Genomic DNA, 23,194 nt, shown 5'->3' with positions numbered 1-23,194 from the left:
ATATTCTTCCAAGTCACAATGCTTGCTACTAAATTGACAACAGAATAAATAAAATCCCACAATGGCACGAAAAACCAGTTTAACCAAACATTCTATAACGGGACAATAACCCGATACGTAAAGGCAGCCAAAACAGCAGTAATACCATTAATAATCCATGCAATACAATAACAATCGGCCATAAAACTGATTATAGATAAGCTGAAAAAAGTTACTCACCATGTTAAGAACGAGCCGAATAGCTAACAATCATTAACATATTTTATCTTCTTTTTTAATTTAATTATATAATAGCATAAATCCGAAAAATACCGTTAAAAACAAAGGGTTTAATTCGAGCCGCGAACCAGCATAGCATATGCTATTTACTATTCTAATATCTCACCATTAACATGACGTATCCCTCAAATCATATTTACCTAGAAGAGGAGATATGAGGCTGCTTTAAAATGCTTCCTATGATCAACTATCACAATAATGAAACCAATTACCAAGCATAGGGAAGTGTGACTCGCTACTGTGCACAAAACAAAACGAGAATGGCCTGTAACCCGAAATAAATATTGAAAATCATTGACGCATTAGCCTTAATATACGACTATCATACATAGATACAGACTTGAAGAATATAATGAAAAAAACTACACACCCCATCTCGGAAGATTATAAAAAAAACCAAGCTTGTCTAGAAAAAATATTATTTGTATGGCTGCGTATGCACACAGTGCCCTTTTTTTCTCCAACATCTACTATCGCCCCTAGTTTTTCTGAAGCTAAGTCTTTTATTATCTCCGAGCATTATGCAGATACAGTCTGGGTTGATAAAGCACTCAAAGGATTTATCTTACATGCAAATATACAAGACACGCCTTCTCAATCAACAAACATTATCGCTGATATCATGGTGCTTCTCTTTAACACAACAAAACTAGACCATAGAATATTGCGCTATATGAGCAAACCATTCATACATAGCCAACCTGGCTGCGCCTTCCACGCATTAGAATATTTGTATACCACAGCGCCCACAACACACGATAACGCAAACTTTCTTATACTGCTGATTTCTCAAACAGCAGATATGAGTTTTATCCGAAAATTGATATCTATTGACTCTCGACACCAGCCTAAACTTTGCCAAAAAATATGTCAAACACTCAGCACAAGCCAAATTAATGATCTATTAACTCAATTTTCAGGCTCTGGTGAAATTTGTAAAGCGATATTTACTGGACTGATTAAGAATGGGGGGTTTAAACAGCTTGAACAGTTAATGCCAACCCACTACCATAGCCTACCTCGCACACTCCCTACTGCGCTTATTCAAACAATTATCTCCACTCAGTATAGACACAAAATGCCATTCGTCATTACAAACATTCTGCAACCACACTTTGGTAAAAAAGATTATTATGCCCTATCAATTATAGAGCTTGCACAAGAAAGAAAGACTGCTGCGCTTAAAACCATATTACGTGACCCCATTTTCTCTAACTACCACTTTAAGTATCAATGGGAGCGCTTTTCAAGTTCCCCTGAAATATTAACAGTGATAGCGCACTGCATCCCCTCACTTGAGTTTTGCATTAGAACACAGCAACTTGTTGTCACAAGAGAGACGGCAAAAGTCTGTACCTTAAAACAAATATCAGCTATAGAATTATCCCAGCATCTTGAGCAGGAACTTAAAGGTGCATCATTAGACGTAGTACAAAGCTACCTTATGTCATTTCTAACCAAAATGCCAAACAGTACTCAGAGTAGTCGCCTCTTAGGATGTTTTGAAAAACACCGTATTTTCAAACCCTTTCATTTATTAATCCCTGAAGCTGTAGGAATCTGTTTATTGGCCTCAGACCATTATCAAATTGCCTACAAGCAATATCGTACTTTCATGGTCAAAGCCTTAGAATCTGCAGCATATAGAAAGGCCTTCATTAGGGAAGTCACCCGAAAAGAAGAGATTTTTATGGAGTGGTTCCAACCACGAGGAAAAGGGCACCTAGCTCAAATCCTTCCCCATCACTCGCCTGTAATGGCAGAAACATGGCAATGCATCATCCAAAAGCAAGCAAGCCCATACATACAACACTTCGTAAAATTGTACCCTGAAGTTCTCACCAATCAGTATTCGCTAGCGCTTATTAAAGAGTACCTCAAACATGAAGACACTAAATATCTTGCTAACTTTATGTTAACAATCATGCCCTACTTAGCTATGAATCTTTCAAATACCGAAAAGGACCTACTAGATCCTGCAGTAGTGGGCCCTTACTTACAGGAGGGGCAGCTGACTGCTGTAGGTCTCGATAAAACCAAAAAAGTGTTGCAATATGCTAAATCATACTATACCCAAAAAACGGCTAATGAAACGACTCTCAGACTTATTGAGCAGTACCCCTTCTTAAGAGATCAAACTTTTTTTATACCAATCCTACTCTCCTGGGCAAACAGCACAGCCTATACTGCGATACCCAGAGAACTATGCGCAACATATCAGGCTATCATTGCAAACTATACTCAACATGGTATACCAAGAGATATGCCTTGGTATGATTTCTGCGAACTTGCTGGAATGTTAAATATTGATATTTCAAACATCAGTACAACCTATGGCAAAAAGTGTGAACTTAGCCTGGCGGTTGGTCGCGTTAAAATAAACCTTCTCGCCTGGGAAAAAATCCTCCCCCTTATGCCTAGATTTCCTGCAAAAATACACCAACGCTTAATTAGCGAAACATTCCAGTACCATCATGTGACTCCAAAGATATTTTCTAGTATTTTACCATATATCACAGCCGTAGATTTTACAGATTTTTTTCAACATGCACAGTTCAACACCCCTGAAAAATTTAACCAAATCATGACATCCTGTATGGGCCTACGCATAACCATGGCACAAATTCTCCATGTTCTAGCACACTCCTCTATGAGCAAAGATCAGGTTTTAGACACACTCTTAACTTACTACCCAAACTATATTCTATCCTATCAACTGCTCTACCCTGACGCAAAAATAGAAGATGACTTAGCATTCTCTGACCTTAATAAATCCCTAGCCAAGGCGATTAAATTAATCACAGATAGCAATCTGAATACCGCAGCAATACATGATATTTTTGAGAGATTCACACCTTGGTCATTGTCTGAAGAAGGCCTAGATCTTGATAAAACACTAATCAGCAAAGGTGTCTCATTATCCAAAACAGCTAATATGAAAGCAGTTGTCTCAAATATCACACAATGCCATCAAGTTTTTCGTTCCCCTGAAAGATTTCCTGTGATCAAACACAGAAAATTTAGTCCATCACTAGCAATACATGTCTGGGCATTCTACAAAAGAACTCAAAAATTCCCTAGCATTCCAAAGCATCTTCCAGAAGACACCATACTTAAAGCTGTATCATATATTCTTGATACCTTTGAAGTATCTAAAAGTGAACTCGCAGCTTTAATGACATTATTTAGTAAAACTAACGTAGGACCATCAATATACTATTTGCTCAAAAACAACCACCTATCTTTCAGAAGCATCTACCAAGCGCTACTTAAAAAGCCTGAGAACGCCTACCTACAACCACTCTGCTTTTCTCCCACTGCCATTGATCAACTCAACAGCCATACGCTCCACTCTGATGCTTGCATGAAGGACATGGCCAAGTATCAAGCCTTGTTTAGTCACGATACCTACTGCACATCTATTGCAGAAATTCTTCACTCCTCTGAAAAAGAGGACCTTGTTAACATGGCGAATATGCTCTGCGATCTGCCACCTCAAGTCAATGAATCTATTATTGTGTATTTTATTGAGCATAGCTCCAAAGAGCAATGGCTATCATTCCTTCAACATATTTCTTTTCAACACCCAGAAAGCTTACTACTGATCCAGTGCGCTCCTAATGCATATCTAAAAGATGCGTTAGAAGGTAACCAGCTGTCTTTAGCAGACATGCGATACCTTTATAACCACATTGTGCTGCACCGGGCTCAATTACACAAATCCTTAGATAATAGTTTTACTTACCTCATAGACCCAAGATCACTGACACAAACAATTCAAAAACATTATATTCAAAGTGCATGGAACAGTGTATTTACAGAAATGGCAATTGAGTTCCCTTTTATCATCTTTATAGCAGATGTTCCTTCCCACCCAACGCTACTTATCCCTGCAGCACAAGAATTAATTGCACTATACAAAAAGCAAGAGCAACTCGCTCTAGACATTGAATGGGCTTTTGAATTTCCTCCAGAAGAAGTTCAAAGAATGACTGAAGCGGTTATAGCCTTAATAGACCACCAGTGCTTTGAAACAGCTATAGCATTCATCAGTCATTTTACTCTTCTTCAAGAAACTGAGTATATCGCCCAGATTATCAATCACTTTGCAGAAACCAAAGTGAATATCGCCTCTGACTCAGAAAAACAGCTGGTGCAATCACTCCTACCCCAAACTCTCACAACCTACCAAGAACTGTTTTCTCAATTAACAGAAAATGCACAACTAATGGTTAATGCAGAAACGCTATCGCACGTTAACACTCAAAAAGAAACGCCAGCAGCGCTTAAAAAAACAAACCCACTGATACAAAATTGTATTAAAATATTATTAGCACATCAGCGAACCATGCCTTTAATAGATTTAATTAAAGTGCAGGAATCGATGGATATAGACAGCAGCATCACAGATTCTATTATTGATTTATTAATTCAAGATGGCTATCTCGTCAAAGTCGAGCAACCTGATGGTGGCCTTGTACACACTGGCTATAGAATATCATCACAACTTGATACAGAAAGCGCTTTTGATGATATTTCTCAAAAAATCAGTATGTATTCTGAGCACATTTTAGATATTCTTGAACATATTTATAATCAAGAAGAAACTGCCAAGCCCATGTTAATACAAACTTTGTATGAACAGCTTGGCGTCACAGCCATGAGTCTTGCTGATTTCAAGGCTCTTCTAAAGCAACTTGACCAATTTAGAGTGAGCGAAACAACCATATTGTTAGATCCTAGCATTGAAACATATACAGCAAGATCAGAATGCCCCTTGCCTCCTATGTCACTGTTCACCAACAATCTTCTTACCCACTGTAAAAAAATGCTTGCTAGCCTCTATCAATCACATGAAGCTCTGGTCTCTATAACATTATGCCAAACTGGGCGTATAGCACTTCCCCTTAAAGCAGCAGACTTACAACATTTTTTATCATTTGTTACACCAGTTATACAAAGTCTGCCTACTGAAGAACAAACAATCTTATGGGATCAACTTTGTTCTCTCTTCAATCAGTCCTGCTGCTATATTCATGACATTAGCAGTATTGATAGTGAATACTTATGGAGCATACAACGCCTAAATATTCCATGCTCGCCTCCTGCCCTTACGAATACCCACCAATTAGACCAACAACTAGCAAGCAAACTCATTGAGCTAAAAAAGAATGAAATCATAACATCTGCATCATTACAAAACACACGCAGTACTGTACCTATTATATGGTGCTACCCAACAAGAAATCATACTAAATCTGCTAAATTCACACTGTTCCTCTCAGAAGATCCATACACAAAAAATAAATTCTTTTCTCGCTTGTCATTACCGACAGAAACACAAGAGTTCAAAATCCATGAGTTACAACAGCATGTTAAAACCATGCCTCAGCTAGTACTACTTTCACCACACTGTCAATTTAGTGACTCTGTTAAAAAACGTGCACCAAACAGCGCTGCCCTTCACTCTCAAAGAGCACAAACTGCTAAAAGCGCAAATTCATGGTGGGAAAGAGTGATTAACCAATCCAGTTCAAAACTGAAAAAGATGCTTAGTACGCTTGAAATCAAAGAAGCAGCACATGAGATCACTGTCCTGATGCAAGCAGTTAAACGCCCTCAATCGTTTGACCATATCGAAGCGTTTTTACCCAACCATATCACCCCTCGAGCACACCAAATTCATGCTTTTCAAAAGATCGTCCGTACAAGCCTGCCAGGAAATATCATTAATTTCTCCGTTGGGGGCGGTAAAACACTACTGAGCATTGCACTTGTCATGCGAATGATAAAAATTTCCCTCCGACCTACAACAACTGTTATTGTTTGTCCAGTAACGGTTATTGATGTTTGGAAAAAAGAATTATCAGATATCTGTGTGCTTAAAACCACATATGAAAAACATCATATCACAGTTCAACATAATAGCCTCAAACATACTGTTATAGTTGGATCACATCCCTCATTAAAAACGCACATAGATAACCAACTGGAAATTGATGCACTCGTTGTTGATGAAGCACATGCTTTTTGTAACAAATCACAAAACCAAAAGAATCTCTCTGATCTCATCGAAACTAACAGCATCCGTCTCCTACTGTTAAATACTGCCACACCCATTATTAGTAAAATGGGCAACCTTCTGTCTCTTGCAAAACAGCTTCTAACCCAGAGCCCAAGCCTACAATTTACCATAGACAAACTAATAAACGCAGAGGATAAACTTGACGCTGTTTTCCGAAAACTCATGAAAACATTCACACATGATGATCAAATATTATCAGCAGATGCGCTACTTCATGAGCTGGGAAGATCTGCAAAGCTTATTGGCATTACCAGCCAACTTATAGAGCTATGCCTAACATCATCTAAAGATCTAAGACCAGCATTACATGCACATGAGTACAAAAGGCTTATACCTGCCAAAGCAGGACACTGTGATCTTTGCAGTGTTCCTCATGAAAGTGTTGTACACATCGAACACCATGAAGTGGAAATCACCCCTGAGCTACAGGCATACTACACAGATGTGAAAAAAGCCTATGAGCAATCAACAAATGAAGAATCTGGAAAACCGGCCACACTTTTTGCATATCTTTCTCGATTAAACTCACGAGATACCACATACTATCCCAAAGTTGAACCCGAGCAAGCCATCCCCCTTATTATTGGTTTGAGCAAAGAGAATTTTGCAAAATTCATTAAGCAGTCACCTCGAGTACAGTTCATTCTTCGACTCATAAAAGAATCCCAAGAAAAAGATGGGATTGTACCTCAAATAGCCATTTTTTCTAAAACCTATTTAGAAGCAAAAACCATATTGGCAAGTATCCATAGAGTGTACTCGCATATAGCCATCACAACTTTAACTGGCCAAAACAGTGAACGTCAAAATATACTAAATAAAAACCTATTTAATAACATTATATCCGTTGACTCTATTCGTGCTGAGTTACTAAAAGGAGGCATTAAATGCAAACAACCCCAAATAGGAATGGTTTTAGTCCATCTAAAAGATCATTGTAAGATTTTAACCCAACTCAACGAAACTACTTTTAGCTTCTCTGATACTTTTCGCTTTGCTCTGTCTGAAACACTTCGTGCTAAAAGCCATCCCTTAAAGCAGACTATTTCCGCTCAATTTATAAAACAGTTTGGGCGGCATACCAAACGCTTTAATGAAAATAGCGGCGGTCTACTTGAAGCCGTTGTCTCACGACTATATGAAGTATTTGTGACACGTATTGTCATTTGCACACCCACAGCAATAGAAGGTATATCATTATCTGCAGACATACTAATTGATGCAGGTCTTTCAGGATTCACGCCTGACACACAATTCCGAGGCCGTATCGGCCGCATTGGCAAGCTCCCTCTACATGGACAAACCCACAGGATGCAACCAGGCCAACAAATACATAGCCGAATTATTAAGCTCTCCAATTTGCTCAGCGCACAAATATTTAGCACGTACCAAAAAATCAGTTTAATGCTATTAGAACAAGCATCAATTACTGACTATTCTGCAGAAAGTATTTCACTTATCGAAAATGCATTTATAAAACGAGTTGCTTATATTATCGCTAAATCAGCAGCGCTTTACGATAGTCCTGTGAATGCTGATAGCGTGCATAGCTTCATTGAAGATTTTCCAGAATGCTATAGCACACGTGATGGGCTAAAAGAACATATTAATGGCTTAATCGCATCCATTAAAACAAACATTCCTGGCGAGACATTATCCCATCTACTTTATAAAGTAGCATGCTATATTGACCTACCCACAACCTTAAGCTCATTCCGAATACTTCTCGCTAATACCCAAGAGCAATTCCCATCTATTGCAGAAGCACCAGAAGAGAGCCTGCCTGTTTCAAAACGCCACCAACCTGCGCCTAAGGCCCCTCAAGCCCCTGCTCCCGCCTTGCCCATACAACATGTCCAGCCAGGTGGTGGTAGTGCAGCGCAATCTGCTAGACCTGTTTTATATATTAATGCATACCAAATATTTTCCTCATGTGGCACTAGAAACCATACCTATGACTTATTATATAAATACAGCAAACACTATGGCCGTGCTGGTTACACCATTCGGTTTATCTGTACAACTGAGCAGAAATCTAAAACCCTACTCAACTTACGGCAATCATTACAAAATGAAGAATTATACAGCTTCATCACGCAACGACTAAATGTGGAACAAACTATACTTAGACACACTATTCCATCATTTAAAGTCCTCCACCAGACTATTTATGAACGTGATCGTAAAATGTTTAATTTTATCTACCCAAAATATAGCCAGAAAAAGTCAGCTGAGAATCCTCGGGGAGGTTTGTGAACTTATCGATGACATACTTATTCTATGGCATTAGCAGGTTGTCTGGCGCTCATACTCGTTGTAATCAGATACTCTAATGCATCTGTTGGTGATAAAGCAATTCTTGACGCCAACATTTGATGGTACAACACTGTTGATGGTGTTAAAGCAGGAAGGGTATTCATTTCAACAATATAAATATGCCGAGTTAGAGGGTGGTAAAATAAATCGATACGTGCATAATGGTTTAAGCCAACATAAGCTGCTAAACGTTCAATTTTATCCTTTATATCCTCAATTACATCCTCATCAAGATTATTTGGGGGGGTGATATTAACACCAGTCCCCCCCTGAAATTTTTCTTCAATGTTTAATATGCTATCTTGGCTTATTGTTTCAGATGGATAGAGTGCACGATAAGCACCTTCATGCTCAAGAACAACTATCGTCAGCTCTTGCCATTGATTTAGGCCTGATCGAACCACTTGGTTATTTTTTATCAGAACACTGCCTGTATCAATAAAGGGTTCCACTAGGTAATCTTGCTGAGCAATCATTTTTTTCTGATAGCACAAATACTCTGACACTGTCGTGATTTTCTCCACCCCAACAGAGCATCCTTGGGACCTTGGCTTGACTACCCATGGTAAACTGATTTTAATAGCCTCAATGACAGTATTTGAAGTGACTACCTGCTTATCTAATGCACTGAGTCCTTTAATACTGGCTTGATTCACCATTTTACCAAAAGCATACTTATCCATCCCTAAAGCAGATACTTGATCCTTGGGGCCATTAAATAGAATCTTATGCTCAAATAGTAACTGCTGTATTCGACCATCTTCACCAAACCCACCATGTAGTGCAAGAAAGATATAATCTATTTCCTGCTCGCAAAAATCCTTTAGGGAAATTGGCTTGACCTGAGGTAAAATACTCCCTACTGCTTTTGATATTAACTGTAACCTTTGTCGAATACCTGGAACAAAACACATCAATTGTTTCTGTAGTGCCCTCTGATTGTCTAATAAACCTAATATCTCCTCTGTTGTATGATGCAGGGCTAAGGTATACGGTAATTCCCATAATTGTCGCTTGTCATCAAGTAAATAAGGGACTGGATGATATAAATGAGAACGTCTTAACTTCAACCAAACATTTGTGCCACTCATCAATGATACTTGCCGCTCTTCAGTATCACCTCCCATAAGAATAGGGACACTCAGTCTACATCCCATCTTAGTTCTTGGCCTGACAAAATCTATCCCATGCCTTTGACAACTGTGGCCAATGAGACAATACAAGATATCTTGGTGAGTCAGTCCAACACGACTTGCTTGTAGAAAGAGAAAACTATTTTGTTCCATGCCACTAATTGGATTAAAATCAGAAAATAATACCTTACCGTTCCGATCCACCCAGCCATCTAGCCGGGCAAAATCTTTCATGTTAAATTTAAGGAAAATTTCTTCAGCCAAGGATTGAATCTTCTGGATACACTCCTTAGAAAACCTTGGCGGGCAATGCCATCGGGTATTACTCGTTGGTAAATACTTGCGACGATAATCATAGATTTCTCCCGGCTTATCAATCTCGATTTCCGTAGGCAATAATGCCACAGGACCAGATAGCGATTCTAGCACTAATACTGTAAACTCATCACCGGTACAATAAGCCTCACATAAAGGATTTAATAATTTCTCTCTTGCTGCCAGTAAATCTTGATAGCAACTCACAACCGATACGCCCAGTGACGAGCCTCCGGCCTGGGGCTTAATGACCACACGGCCGTGCTTTTGCAACAAGTGCTGACACCGTGGATCATATGCTGAGAACATTTGCAGTGTGTCATAACCTTCTTTTCGTAAAGCAGCAATCGCAACATCTTTGTAAAACATGCTTTTACACGCCTGAGAGCCTGAGCCAGCAAAAGGTATGTTGTGTTCCTCTAGCAACACCTGTAAGGTCCCATCTTCACCAAAAGCACCATGAATCAAAGGCAATACTAAACTGAGGCTTTGAAGTTGGGATAACCACTGTTTTTGAGTCATGCTCGTTTGCGTATCATGTAACTTAAAGTCAAAGTCTTCTGGCGTATTGGAATAGACCTGCTGAGGGTCAAGTAGAAAGACTTCCAGTTTAGGGTTCATATAATACAAAACAACATCTATTTCCCATAAATGGTCCATGACACTCCGTGCAGAATTTAAAGAAATCCCACGCTCTCCAGAAGGGCCACCACAAATCACACCCAAGCGAAAATTACTCATATACTTTAACCTCTAGCTGTAATTGGATACCATATTCTGCAAACACCTGCTCTTTAATAAACTGGATAATTTGACGCACATCGGCACTGGTTGCTTTACCTTGGATGTTCTCAATAAAATTTCCATGTTTAGGAGAGACTCTGGCCATCCCTACCTGGTAGCCTAACAACCCTAATTGATCAACCATTTTACCGGCACTTTGCCCTTCTGGATTACGAAACACACTACCACAATTAAATGTACCAATGGGCTGGGTTGTGTTTCTCTGGAGTAAAAACTGTTTCATGGTTTTTTTTGCTTCTAATGCACAACTTGGAATAAAAGACAACTTTGCTGATAAGAAACAGATCAAATCTTTTGGTCCTTGAACACATCGGTACCCGATCTTAAAATCAGACGGTAATAAGGTTCTAATCCCTTTACTGGTTAACACCGTCACACTATCAACATGCTGCCAAATCTCATATTTATATGCACCAGCATTCATGGCTAAAGCCCCTCCTATCGTTCCTGGAATACCGGCTAAAAACACCGCATCAACACACCCATGCTTCATACAAAATTTTGCAAATTTTGCCAAACTCACACCAGCTTCAACGTAAAAATACTGATCAAAAGACATCACTGACAGTGCTTTATTGGTTCGAATGATATGAGCATTTAATACGTCATCTGAAAATAATATATTACTCCCAAGCCCCAACCAAATTGTTGGAACATGTTGATACTGTTCATAAAGACTGACCAATGCCTCTAATGATTGAGGCTGTGAGAAATAACGAACTCTGTCTCCTAAGCGCCAGGAGTTTAATGATTTAATGGGGTAATTTACATGCATGTTGTTGAATAATTTTGATGATTTCTTGTACTGCGTTAGGCGGGTTTAATTGAGAAATTGTATCCGCCAAATGTTGCATTTTGTTATCACTGAGCATGATGGACAGTGCTTCTTGTAATGACGCCGCGCTTTCTTCAGCAAGCAACGCTGCATTTTTATTAACATAGTGCATTGCATTATGCCGTTGATGGTTTCCTGCTGCATGCGGATACGGCACCACAATCGCAGGCTTAGCATACCCACTAAGCTCTGCCAACGTCATTGCACCAGCTCTTGCAATAACAAACTTGGCTTGCTGATAGACATGTGCCATATCATCCACGAAAGGATGCACCTCTGCTTCCATCCCAAGGTTCTGATAAACCTCAGCCACCACCTGATGATGGTTGCCCGCAATATGGATGATCCCTGAATTTATTTGATTATTTTTCAACACTTTCGGTGATATTTCATTCAAAAACTTACACCCTTGAGAACCTCCCATAATGAGCACTTTATTCCCTATATGAGCCATTGATCTTTTGGGTATTGGGTTGCCCGTAACCCATGATAGAGGAAGGCCTGAAATCGGCATGCCCAAACAAACACCATCAGCCATACGCATTAATAATGTATTGGCTTTTCCCATCACGGTATTTTGCTCCTGAATCACCAAGGGAATTCCAAGAGATTTGGCTGCAAGTGCCGTAGGTAATGATACAAATGCTCCTGTGGCAAACAAACAATCAATTGGATGCCGCCTTAAATGCTGTCGGATCTTAAGAACATCCCCTGTTATTGCCACTGCTAACCGAGGAATACGCCAATGATGGCTGGTCACTCGAGACACCCATGCTTGAAAAGGAATGTCATGTGTGTGCGCTATCTTACTTTCCATACTCGCACTTCTGCCAACCCATAGACATTCCCCTCCTAATTTCTGAATGGCTTTTGCAACCTGTAATGCTGGTACAATATGGCCTCCTGTTCCACCTGCTGCAATACCCAAACGTATGCTCATACTTTACCAACCTCCCGAGTAATTCTTAATAAAACCCCTATGGCAATAGCATTGACCAATAAGTTTGAGCCTCCGTAGCTGAAAAATGGCAGTGCAATGCCTTTGGTCGGAACCAATCCCAAATTGACACTCATACTAAACATTGCACTAACACTCCACCAAATCATCATGCCATAAAGACACATAGCCTCATAACATAAGCCCTTTTTAGAAGCCTTGTAAACCCAGTAGCCTAAACGCCCTACCAACAGCATGAAGCACATAATAATAAATGCGCTTCCCAAAAGCCCCGTTTCTTCAGCAAGTATGGCATAAATAAAGTCTGTATGTGCCTCAGGAAGATATAACTGCTTTTGTAACCCTTGGCCAAGACCAACACCAAACACACCCCCACGGCCAATGGCCATCAATGACTGTGTTAATTGATAGCTGTCACCAAAGGGGTTTTTCCAAGGGTCAAAAAACGCAGTTAGCCTGGCCAACCGATATGGTGTCATGTATACCAAAGCCAACATCAATACCCCCACAACTCCCATTAATGTTAAGATCACTCGCCATGGTAGTCCGGCAAAAAACAACATACCGATACCTATTGTTAGTATCACAAAAAAACCACCAAAATCAGGTTCTAGCAACACCAAAGAACCTAGAACTCCCATTACCAACAATGGTGTCAGAACGCCTCGAACACTCTCTTGAATATAGTACTGCTTTCGTTGGATATAACTCGACAAATAAACAATCAACCCAAGCTTTGCAATTTCTGAGACTTGGATATTAATCCCTAAAAAATGAATCCAGCGTGTTGCACCATTAACCGATCGGCCTATCCCAGGCAGTAAAACCAAGATTAATAACAACACCACGATGAGCAATACAAATGGTGACACTGAACGAATCACGGAAACAGGAATGGCGTACGTGATAGCACCTGTAATCACAGCCAGTATCATATGAAACACATGCCGCGTAATGTAATAACTGCCATGCCCCACTGTATGATAAGATAGGAAGTATGATGAGCTTAACACTGCGAGCAATCCCAGAACAAAGAAAACACCAAACAACCCCAACAACCAGTAGTCTACTGAGGGCTTATGGCCTGTATATTCTTGCAGCGTTAGATCTGCCTGTACAATCCCTATGTCATTCATCACTGATCCATCAGTCTCTTGTTCCATCATACCCTCTTTCAGTCAGAAGTTACAGTCCCACAATAACGCTGAATACATCGATCAAAATCTTCTCCTCGTGCTTCAAAGTGGCTATAAGCATCATAGCTAGCACCTGCTGGGGAGAATAAAATCACACCTTTAAACAGTGCTAACGTTTTAATTGCATCCTCTAAATTAGAAAATCTCTGCCCGATATCTTCCAAGTCTTGAAAATCATTGCCTACGATCAATAACTGACATCCCCTCACCGATTCTCTGAGCTGAGAATGATTTGTTACCTTGCTGACTCCGGCCAAAATCAACACCTTTGATTGATTGGGGTACCGCATTTTCATCATAGCAACAGCACTCAATGTTGCCGCAATATTGGTTGCTTTAGAGTCGTTAATAACAATCGATAGTGGCTGATAGCCAATAGACTGACGATATGGCAAACCTGGCCATTGTTCAGGAATTGCGACCTCCATTCCCAAAGACTTTAAGACGAGCTGTGCTGCTGCCATGTTCATCGCATCATGCCAAGCATGCCCTCTATGGAACAGCTTGTGCGCCAACGGCATAAACGACATACCCCCATAATCTCCAGAATCAACACATACTTGACCATACTGATGAACCCCCTGCTTCAGACTGGTGTATGCTGAAAAGCTGCCATGCCAATCAATATGATCGTGTTCAACATTTAATAACACCGTTGCTGCTACATGATGATTCTTCTGTAGCCAATACAGCTGATAACTTGATAGCTCGATAATCACCCAATCAAGATCTTGGGTTTCAAGACTCAGAATACCAGGTTGAAAATTACCAACACACACACTGTTCTTGCCCATTTTTTTTAGCAAGCTCTGAAGGTATAAACACACGGAGCTTTTCCCATTGGTCCCGGTAACCAGTATGGCCGGAACCTCTGTATGGGCTAGAAAATAATCAACATCCAAAATAATGTTGTCTTTTCGAAGTAACTCAAGAACGGGGTCCTCTGGCGAGATACCCGGGCTCATCCATACTTGCGTAGAGGGAACAAAACTATTCGTATAAAGGTGTGATAATTCCTGAGGGAGATGATTGTCTTTCAAGGAGAATATTTTAACTTTTTTTGATTTACTTAGTAGAAAACGTGCCGTGTGCTGAGCGGTGACACCTTGCCCTATTACCACGTTAGATGACAAATCATAAACCATACAACAACCCAGAAACCCCAACCATGAATAATGTGACCAGGCCAAAAACCACAACAATTTTTGTTTCAGACCAACCAATTATTTCAAAGTGATGGTGAATTGGGGCCATTTTGAACACTCTAACTTTATAACGTTTGTAATAATATACCTGTAAAATGACTGATATTGTTTCTATAACCATCACCAGGGCAACCAGTGCATACAAAATTTCACAGTGCAGCAGCACAGCATACAACCCCAGGACAGCTCCTACTGCCAGTGAGCCAACATCTCCCATAAAAAGCTTTGCAGGATAAAGATTAAAACACATAAACCCTACCAGGGAAGAGATCAATATCATTGAGAAAGTGACCAACTCTTCAGAACCAGTAGCCAACGCCAGAACGCCAAAAAATAGCAATACCAAGATACCTTGAGACACCGCCAAACCATCAATACCATCTGTTAAGTTAAATGCATTTGATGATGCCACAATTATAAAACTTGAAAAAATATAAAAGAAGCCTCCAAGATTAAGAACATAACCAAAAACGTTTAAGGGATGCACTGGTAATTGAGACACAACGGCAAACGCAAGTCCCCATTGATAAAGAAATTTGCGAGATGCTGAAATACCCTGGCTACTGCCATAATATACTTTATGCCCATCATCATAGAGCCCTAAAAACCCATATCCTACCAATACCTGGCATAATGGATGTGACAAAATTCCTGACTGAAAGCAAAGCACTAACGTCAGTAGAATAAAGATCAGTCCACCCATTGTAGGAACTGACTTTTTCAAATGAGACTTGGGCCCATCTTCTCGAATGGGTTGCGCAAGCCCAAGCAAACATTGCCGACCAACGTAATGACCTATCAATGATATCAAAATATTATACATACACCTCCTCTAGGGCTAAATGCCTTGATCCTTTCACCAAAACAACAACTCCTGGCCTCAAAAAACAATTGAGATCTTTTTCTAATACTTTTTTACAATGATAATATGTAGCTTCTCCCATATAACTGAGTAGTGTTGCCTGGTGATGCACTCCAATCAACCAAACTTCTCGAATACCTAATGTGCTCAAAACATGACCCAACAACTCATGGTAATATGCACTTAAGTGCCCCAAACCTGCCATTTCTCCCAATACAACCAAATCAACATTCTCTTGCGCTGCATGCTGTAACGATACCAAACAAGAGCTATAATTTGCGTTATAGCAATCTTCAATAATCTTCGCACCACTCAAATGAATATACGTTGACATCCTCAAACGCGGCCATTTAATCCCAGAAAGATTCATTGGTATCTTCAAATAGACGTGTAGCGCAAATGCTGCAGCAATCATATTTTTACGGTAGCTGGGAATGCCGACCAATGACATACGCTGATGACCAAAGGTCAGTTCTGTCTCACTGACCACAACATCTGCATAAGGGGAAACGCCAAATGATATCGTTTTCATCTGACTTTTTGATACCATACTATCAGGCACAATCACCCCCGTTGCAAATCGCATGATTTTTTGTTTTTCAGCCCATACCCCTTCTCTGTTCTTGAGAAATTCTAAATGTGATGGACCAATATGGGTAACTATAGCAATGTCTGGTCTCACAATATCAACCAATATGTCCATATCACCTGGTTTTGCAACCCCCATCTCTACAATCACAAACTCTGTCAATTCATAAGCACGCAGCAATGTGAAACAAACACCCAGTTCATTGTTCTCATTTCCAAGGGTTGCAATAACCTGAGCATGATGACCCAATGAATAACGTAGACATTGAGTCAAACTGGTTTTACCAACACTACCCGTCACACCAATGACTGTGGCGTTCAACTGCAACCGGTATGCTCTAGCCAATTCACCTAGCCAACGGGTGGTACACCCCACAACGTGTACCTTTGGATGATCTGAGTCAACAGTTGTGACAACTGCACTCGCCCCTTGATCTAGGGCATGATTGATGTATTCCCCACCAGTATTTAAAGCAACAAATACATCTCCGTTACGGACTACCCTTGAATCAAAATGTACAGTAGCACTCAGCGGCACATTAAGCCCACGCTGACCAAGTAACGCATGCAACATTAATTGGCCTCTAATATTGATTCCACTGCGAGTATGTCTGAGTATGACTTTAGCGTTTCTCCATTATCCTGATAAGTTTCATGTCCTTTGCCTGCGATCAAAACGATATCACCCGCTTGTGCTTGACGTATGGCATATCCTATAGCTTTCTGTCGACTTTTAATGGTATGACAATAAGCTGGACACTTTGCGCCTGATAAGATTTCTTGGGCAATATCTTCAAACTGCTCTGATCGAGAATTGTCTTCTGTAATAATGACTTCATCTGCATAGCGTTCTGCAATTGATCCCATCATTGGTCTCTTTTTACGATCACGATCACCACCACAACCAAAGACCAGCCATAACCGACCTTGCTTGACTTCGTCCAACGTTTGTAGCACCCCCTCAAGCGCTGCAGGCGTATGGCTATAATCAATAATCACTTCACACAATAATTCAGAAAATTGAATCCTTTGCATTCTACCAGGGATTGATGAGACAGACCCCAAAGCAGATGCTGCCAGTAAAGGATCAATACCCGAAACACATAATGCTGCATGAGATAACATTAAGTTTTCTGCGTTGAAACGACCAATCAATGGGGTATCTATTGAAACGCTTGCTTCATGTGTTGTTATTTTTAGCCGCATTCCATTAAGCGTTTGATCATGCACCGTACAATAACTCCATCTTTGAGGACCGCGTGGTACTGCGTTTAACCCACATGCCCATAAAGGCTTATTAATCCGAGCCGCCAAAATCTCACCACTTGGGTCATCATAATTGATCACAGCCACCCCAACAGATTGCATCATAAATAGCTTTTGTTTTGCTGCTAAATAATCATTAATGGTCTTATGATAATCCAGATGTTCATGAGTGAGATTGGTAAAAACAGCTACATCAATCATAACACCAGCTAGCCTCCCTTGGTCCAAACCGTGTGATGAGGCTTCCATTGCAATAAAATCAGCACCTCGATCTCTTGCCAATGCCAGCTTTTGATGTAACTCTCCTACTGGTGGTGTTGTATGACGCTGTGGCCTAATCTGACCTAAAGGCCCATAACCCAAAGTACCAATCATGGTCGCTGAGCGTTGCAGGTAACTCATTGCAGAGGCACAAAGATAGGCGACTGTTGTTTTACCATTGGTTCCAGTAACCGCCATAATATTCATATGACTGGATGGTTCAGCATATAACACATTCAATAGAACACCCAACGACTGCTCTAAATGATTTGTTTGCAAGAAATCAACACCCTCAACAGCAGGAACATCACGGCACAATATCGCAACCACGCCTTGTTCTTTGGCCAAAGCACACTGAGCCTCTGTCGGCCTAAGCGATGCCCAAATATCTCCCTGCATCACAACTGACACATCGGTATGAATGCCTCTAACGATAGCATCATTGTCTGAAACAATACCAATGCTTGCAGCTAACTCTGAAACCGTTGAATGATAGTCTCCACTTACGTCCATTTAACATTCTCCTTTGGAACATACTCTAATGCTCTAGATAGCAGACTTGAAAATATTGGTGCTGCCACCTGCCCTCCATAGTGTCCATGTTTTTTAGGTTTGTAAACCATAACCGTCACCACAATCTCCGGATCCTCACTGGGTGCAAAACCTGCAAAAGTGGCCACATAACTATTTTCGTACTGACCACTCTCTCCCAAAAGGTGTGACGTTCCTGATTTCCCTGCAACCGAAACGCCATTAACCTTTGCTTTATGACTACTGACACCCTGTTCTGTCACTTTAACCATCAAAGGTAATAATTCTTTCACCGTTTTCGCAGACACAACACGCTCCGATTTTGGTCGATGTTTTTCAAACACCAAGTGTACACCAAAATCCTCTCCTGAATTTGCGAGAATATTATAGGCTCGTGCCATCGCCAATAAATTTACTGACAATCCATATCCGTAGGACATAGCAGCCTCATCAACTTTTGTTGGATGATCGACATGAGTTCCTCTAGACTCCCCCGGCAACTGTACAAATAATGGTGAGAACAAACCAAACTTTTGATAACTTTGAATCAATGTATTCTCAGGCATCTGAGATACCAGTTTTACCATGGCAATATTAGACGATTTAAGCAAAATGTCTTCAAACTCCACCTCGCCTAAATCCTGATGATCCTGGAATTTTTGCCCAAGATAGGTATAGGACCCGCCATGAGTATCAACACTGGTTGGCATATTATGCTGATTTTTTTCTAGTGCTGACGCTAAGGCCAAAGGTTTAATGATAGACCCTGGTTCAAATAAATCTGAAATCGCATGGTTTTTTACCCGTTCATCCAAAGACGCCATAGGTATGTTAGGATCAAAGCTTGGATAATTGGCCAACGCCAACACTTCTCCTGTGCGACTTGATAAAATGACTGCACTGGCATACTCAGCATCATGATAGTCCACAGCGTCTTTTAAAGCATCATATGCCATTTTTTGTAACCGCCGATCGATCGTGAGCGTTAAACACTTTCCAGCAATGGGGGGGTGGTATGCATGAACCTGAGTCACTTGATTCAACAAATTTTGAGTGAATGACATCGTGCCTTCTTTCCCATCAATATATTGGTCAAATTGATACTCCATACCAATTTGTCCTTTCCCGCCCAAATCAACATATCCAACCAAAGTAGATGCCGATTCACCCATAGGGTAGTACCGACCACGACGGTTCTCAAAGATGAGTCCTTCCCATGATAGTGCCATCAAATCTTTAACTTGAGTATCGGTTAGTCGATTTGAAATTAAGATGTATTTTTTGCCTTGTGAATGCTCAATTTTTTGCCACAAACGATCAAAACTGTCCCCTAAAATACTGGCCAGCTTTTTAACCTCACCTTTATTATAATCGTGTTTACGAGGATCTATAGCAAAACGGTAATATGGCAAACTAACTGCCAACAACTGACCATTACGGTCCATCATTTGTCCCTTATCTGCAGTAAAGGTTAATGCTCTCTCTGTTCTCGCATGACTTTTTTTTAATAAGAAACTTTGTTGATGGTGAACCAAAAAGCCATGCCGATACAATATTAAACAAAACCCAAAGATAATAACCATTAATGTAACAATAAAGCGAAAATATCTAAATCGCTGAACCAACACTATCGCTTCCCTCTTGTAACAAAACCTTCATTGATACCCCACTGATACAATGTTTCCTCCGCTGATAAATATGCCACCAGGACTTTATTCAGCTGTTGCTGCTCAATACGCTGATCTCGGTGAATTTCCTGTAGCTGAATAAAACGTATTTGGTTTTCTTGCCGCAAAACCAGGAGAACCAACAACTGAAAAACCAATGAAAAAATTAGCACCGTCCTTGCTGACTTGGTCATTTAACTCGTTCCATCACCCTTATAAATGCACTTCGTGATCTAGGATTTTGCTTACGCTCATGCCAGCTCACCCCTTGTGCTTTGCCGATTTGCTTTAGCACAATATCGCCATCTTTTTGACGATATTCTCTAATAAAAGCTTTGACGATCCTATGCTCTAATCCGTGAAAGCTTAAAACCACCAATCGGCCTCCAATTGCCAAACTCTGCAACCCACTATACAATCCCTGCTCCAAAACCTCAACCTCGCGATTCACAGCAATTCTAATTGCTTGAAATGTTCGTGTTGCAGCATGTTTATGCTTGTCTCTTTTTGCGCCTGAAGCCTCAATGATCTCAACCAATGATAACGTTGAATTTTTCAACCTATTGTCTTTAACTGACTGCACAATGCCCTTAGCAATGCGTCTGGCATAACGTTCTTCCCCATAAACTTCTAAAATATGGTGTAGCTCCTTTTCACTAATATTTGATAAATAGTCAAACGCAGATTGAGCTTTCCGCTGATCCATTCTCATATCTAAAGGCCCATCTCGCATAAAACTGAACCCACGCTCTGCATCATCTAACTGGGGTGAACTGACGCCAATATCCATCAAGATCCCATCAACCGCCCCGTACACACCATGCTGATTTAAGTACTGCGACATTTGAGAAAAATTGTCATGGACCAAGCTGAGCCTCGACTCTTTCTCAAAACGTTGCTGCCCGTATCGAATCGCCTCTTTATCTTGATCAAAGGCTATGACTGTTGCAGAATCATCCAAGGCTCCAAGAATTAAGGCCGTATGCCCACCGCGCCCAAAAGTGGCATCAACATAACAACCACCTGGCTTTAATTGCAGTGCTGCCAGGCATTCATTGGGCAAAACAGACTGGTGTTCAAATACTTTATTCAACTGGAATCTCATTAATAATCATTATTATAACAAGTGATACCACAATGTGCAAATTAAAAGCATTTGCCAAAATACGCCTTATACGTTATAAATAGAGGTAACAAGGACGAAACCAATGTATCTATACTATCTTATAACATTTATACTCACCAGCTTAAGACCTGGAGAGGCCTCTCAAGCATTCTTTTTTAAAGACACCACTGAAGACACCATCAGCCTTCACCTGTTACTCACCTACTTCTTGAACACCTTAAGCGCTCAAAGTATTGGCAAACTCAAAGATCTTGTCTCCCAGCAAGACATATACCCTGTTCAAATGACCCATACTCAGAATCTCCTTATTCTACAAATAGCCTATGCCCATAATCATGCAACCAGTATGCTTCAAAAAATACTTTCCCATCAAGAAGATGGCGACAACATCACACTGCATATACTGCAACAAAGCTTTTTACACCTTTTAATTCACCACTTAACCTTCAAGCAGTTAAACGAGAGGCAACAGCAAGTTCTGCTTACAAAATTAAGTGAGTGCTCCTCTAGTAACGCTGTGGCTGAGGTATTTGGAAGCGATTTACTAAAACACAGTGAACCCCATACCCATGATGATTTAAATCCTGATCTTAGCATGACAGACTTTGGCGGTGGCAGCGGTGAGCCAGGATTCCAACTACTTTCCGATGGTAGCCTGGTAGACAAAAGGCTAGCAACTGGCTCACCTGATGGTGGAGATGAAGCCAATGCGTTCAATCATCTTCTAAAAGATTTGTTAATACGCCTCCTACGTTTTCACAGTCTTTACTATGAAAGCAGCAATCCAAACGCGCACAGCCTTGAGACCGCGATAATTCATATGCTGCAACCGTTTGGCAGCACCGAGACACAAACCATACTGATCGATGAAGCATTCGCCTTACATGAGCGGGCTATTATTGCATTCATAAATTATAGAACTGGGGCAGATGCAACAGTGGCTACGCAGATTTACCATCGATTATGTGGCATAACCAATCCAAAAGCACAACAAATTGAGTTTGCTAACTGTTTAATACTCCCAGGCTATGCGCTAGACCAAAGTGTCCAACCTGATACAAGCATCCAACAGGCTCTTAACCATAGCCTTACCCAAGTTTATCCAGCAATACCACGAGGCACCTCTGCTGTTGACTGGTTGATATCCTCGCAATACAGCGACTACCTCAGCCACACAGCATCCATGGTATTCTCAATATTTAACACCCTCTTAGCTCCGATACTATTGATGTTCAGTATCGTGCTCTGCTTAGCATTCCATATCTCTATCCCCACTGCATGCTTTACAGTCATTGGGACAGCAGCTCTGAGCTTATGTAGCCAATACTATACCAAGCACTATATCATCCCTAAATATGTCAACCACGTTAGGAGCATGCATATCCTTAATCCATTTTCAGCTGCTGCAGCGCCAAATGCTGAAGTCACAAAAGGTCCTACAAAAACATCTTGGCTGTCCTTTATCTTTTAGTAAATTTTAGGAGACGGTACATACGAGACGCCTATCAGCATCACGGCAACAAATAATGTTGTTGCTGCTCGGGCTAGAGGATGCGCTTGAGCATTACTGCGATACCGAGCATATTGGTGAACACTTGACAACAGCATCCCCAGACCAAAAGCAAAACACAGGCTTTGCACAACATACTGTATGTCTAAAGCCACCGTCATCAGTCGCATCGGCTTTTTCGTTGTTTGTACAAATGTACTTGCAGTGACTGCGTTAACCAAAAATATCCCGATATATCTTAAAAAAACCTTCATCTT

At 40.6% G+C, this 23,194-nt stretch carries 14 protein-coding genes; 2 read left to right on the top strand and 12 right to left on the bottom strand.

Going from position 1 to position 23,194, the window contains the following annotated elements:
* Nucleotides 1–631 precede the first annotated feature (631 nt).
* On the top strand, nucleotides 632–8,620 hold the full coding sequence (locus tag MKS91_RS04525; protein WP_258569653.1) for an SNF2-related protein: 7,989 nt from the start codon (nucleotides 632–634) through the stop codon (nucleotides 8,618–8,620).
* 17 nt (nucleotides 8,621–8,637) lie between these two features.
* Here the strand turns inward: MKS91_RS04525 and MKS91_RS04520 are convergent, their stop codons facing one another.
* Genes MKS91_RS04520 through rsmH form a run of 11 tightly spaced genes read right to left on the bottom strand, consistent with a single transcriptional unit; the run spans nucleotide 8,638 to nucleotide 21,406 of the window.
* Nucleotides 8,638–10,869 carry a D-alanine--D-alanine ligase family protein gene (locus MKS91_RS04520; protein ID WP_258569652.1) on the bottom strand — a complete coding sequence of 744 codons (2,232 nt, stop codon included), beginning with the start codon at nucleotides 10,867–10,869 and terminating at the stop codon, nucleotides 8,638–8,640.
* Complete coding sequence (gene murB / locus MKS91_RS04515) at nucleotides 10,862–11,707, bottom strand: UDP-N-acetylmuramate dehydrogenase (protein WP_258569651.1); 846 nt, start codon at nucleotides 11,705–11,707, stop codon at nucleotides 10,862–10,864. Before murB ends, MKS91_RS04520 begins: the two co-directional genes overlap by 8 nt.
* Nucleotides 11,685–12,707, bottom strand: coding sequence for a UDP-N-acetylglucosamine--N-acetylmuramyl-(pentapeptide) pyrophosphoryl-undecaprenol N-acetylglucosamine transferase (locus MKS91_RS04510; protein WP_258569650.1), 1,023 nt, complete (start codon nucleotides 12,705–12,707; stop codon nucleotides 11,685–11,687). Before MKS91_RS04510 ends, murB begins: the two co-directional genes overlap by 23 nt.
* Nucleotides 12,704–13,891 carry a putative lipid II flippase FtsW gene (gene ftsW, locus MKS91_RS04505; protein WP_258569649.1) on the bottom strand — a complete coding sequence of 396 codons (1,188 nt, stop codon included), beginning with the start codon at nucleotides 13,889–13,891 and terminating at the stop codon, nucleotides 12,704–12,706. The genes MKS91_RS04510 and ftsW overlap by 4 nt, the downstream gene beginning before the upstream one ends.
* 8 nt (nucleotides 13,892–13,899) lie before the next feature.
* Nucleotides 13,900–15,066, bottom strand: coding sequence for a Mur ligase family protein (locus MKS91_RS04500; RefSeq protein ID WP_258569647.1), 1,167 nt, complete (start codon nucleotides 15,064–15,066; stop codon nucleotides 13,900–13,902).
* Nucleotides 15,056–15,949 (bottom strand): phospho-N-acetylmuramoyl-pentapeptide-transferase, encoded by an 894-nt coding sequence (gene mraY / locus MKS91_RS04495; protein WP_258569646.1) that lies wholly within the window; start codon nucleotides 15,947–15,949, stop codon nucleotides 15,056–15,058. Before mraY ends, MKS91_RS04500 begins: the two co-directional genes overlap by 11 nt.
* Nucleotides 15,942–17,150 (bottom strand): UDP-N-acetylmuramoyl-tripeptide--D-alanyl-D-alanine ligase, encoded by a 1,209-nt coding sequence (locus MKS91_RS04490; RefSeq protein WP_258569645.1) that lies wholly within the window; start codon nucleotides 17,148–17,150, stop codon nucleotides 15,942–15,944. Before MKS91_RS04490 ends, mraY begins: the two co-directional genes overlap by 8 nt.
* Nucleotides 17,150–18,616, bottom strand: a complete 1,467-nt coding sequence (locus MKS91_RS04485; protein WP_258569644.1) for a UDP-N-acetylmuramoyl-L-alanyl-D-glutamate--2,6-diaminopimelate ligase — start codon at nucleotides 18,614–18,616, stop codon at nucleotides 17,150–17,152. Before MKS91_RS04485 ends, MKS91_RS04490 begins: the two co-directional genes overlap by 1 nt.
* Nucleotides 18,607–20,217, bottom strand: coding sequence for a peptidoglycan D,D-transpeptidase FtsI family protein (locus tag MKS91_RS04480; protein WP_258569643.1), 1,611 nt, complete (start codon nucleotides 20,215–20,217; stop codon nucleotides 18,607–18,609). Before MKS91_RS04480 ends, MKS91_RS04485 begins: the two co-directional genes overlap by 10 nt.
* A 44-nt stretch (nucleotides 20,218–20,261) precedes the next feature.
* On the bottom strand, nucleotides 20,262–20,495 hold the full coding sequence (locus tag MKS91_RS04475) for a hypothetical protein (protein WP_258569642.1): 234 nt from the start codon (nucleotides 20,493–20,495) through the stop codon (nucleotides 20,262–20,264).
* Nucleotides 20,492–21,406, bottom strand: a complete 915-nt coding sequence (gene rsmH / locus MKS91_RS04470; RefSeq protein WP_258569641.1) for a 16S rRNA (cytosine(1402)-N(4))-methyltransferase RsmH — start codon at nucleotides 21,404–21,406, stop codon at nucleotides 20,492–20,494. The genes MKS91_RS04475 and rsmH overlap by 4 nt, the downstream gene beginning before the upstream one ends.
* Before the next feature lie 103 nt (nucleotides 21,407–21,509).
* Between rsmH and MKS91_RS04465 the strand changes: the two genes are divergently transcribed.
* Entirely contained in the window at nucleotides 21,510–22,898 is a 1,389-nt protein-coding gene (locus tag MKS91_RS04465; RefSeq protein WP_258569640.1) for a hypothetical protein, read from the top strand.
* Here MKS91_RS04465 and MKS91_RS04460 read toward each other — a convergent pair.
* Entirely contained in the window at nucleotides 22,895–23,191 is a 297-nt protein-coding gene (locus MKS91_RS04460) for a hypothetical protein (RefSeq protein WP_258569639.1), read from the bottom strand. The two genes, MKS91_RS04465 and MKS91_RS04460, sit on opposite strands and share 4 nt — an antisense overlap.
* Nucleotides 23,192–23,194 lie beyond the last annotated feature (3 nt).

Source organism: Candidatus Synchoanobacter obligatus (assembly GCF_024259865.1).
GTDB classification, from domain to species: domain Bacteria; phylum Pseudomonadota; class Gammaproteobacteria; order Comchoanobacterales; family Comchoanobacteraceae; genus Synchoanobacter; species Synchoanobacter obligatus.
Note: the sequence above shows the minus strand (reverse complement) of the source record. Positions and strands in the feature narration are given on the sequence as shown.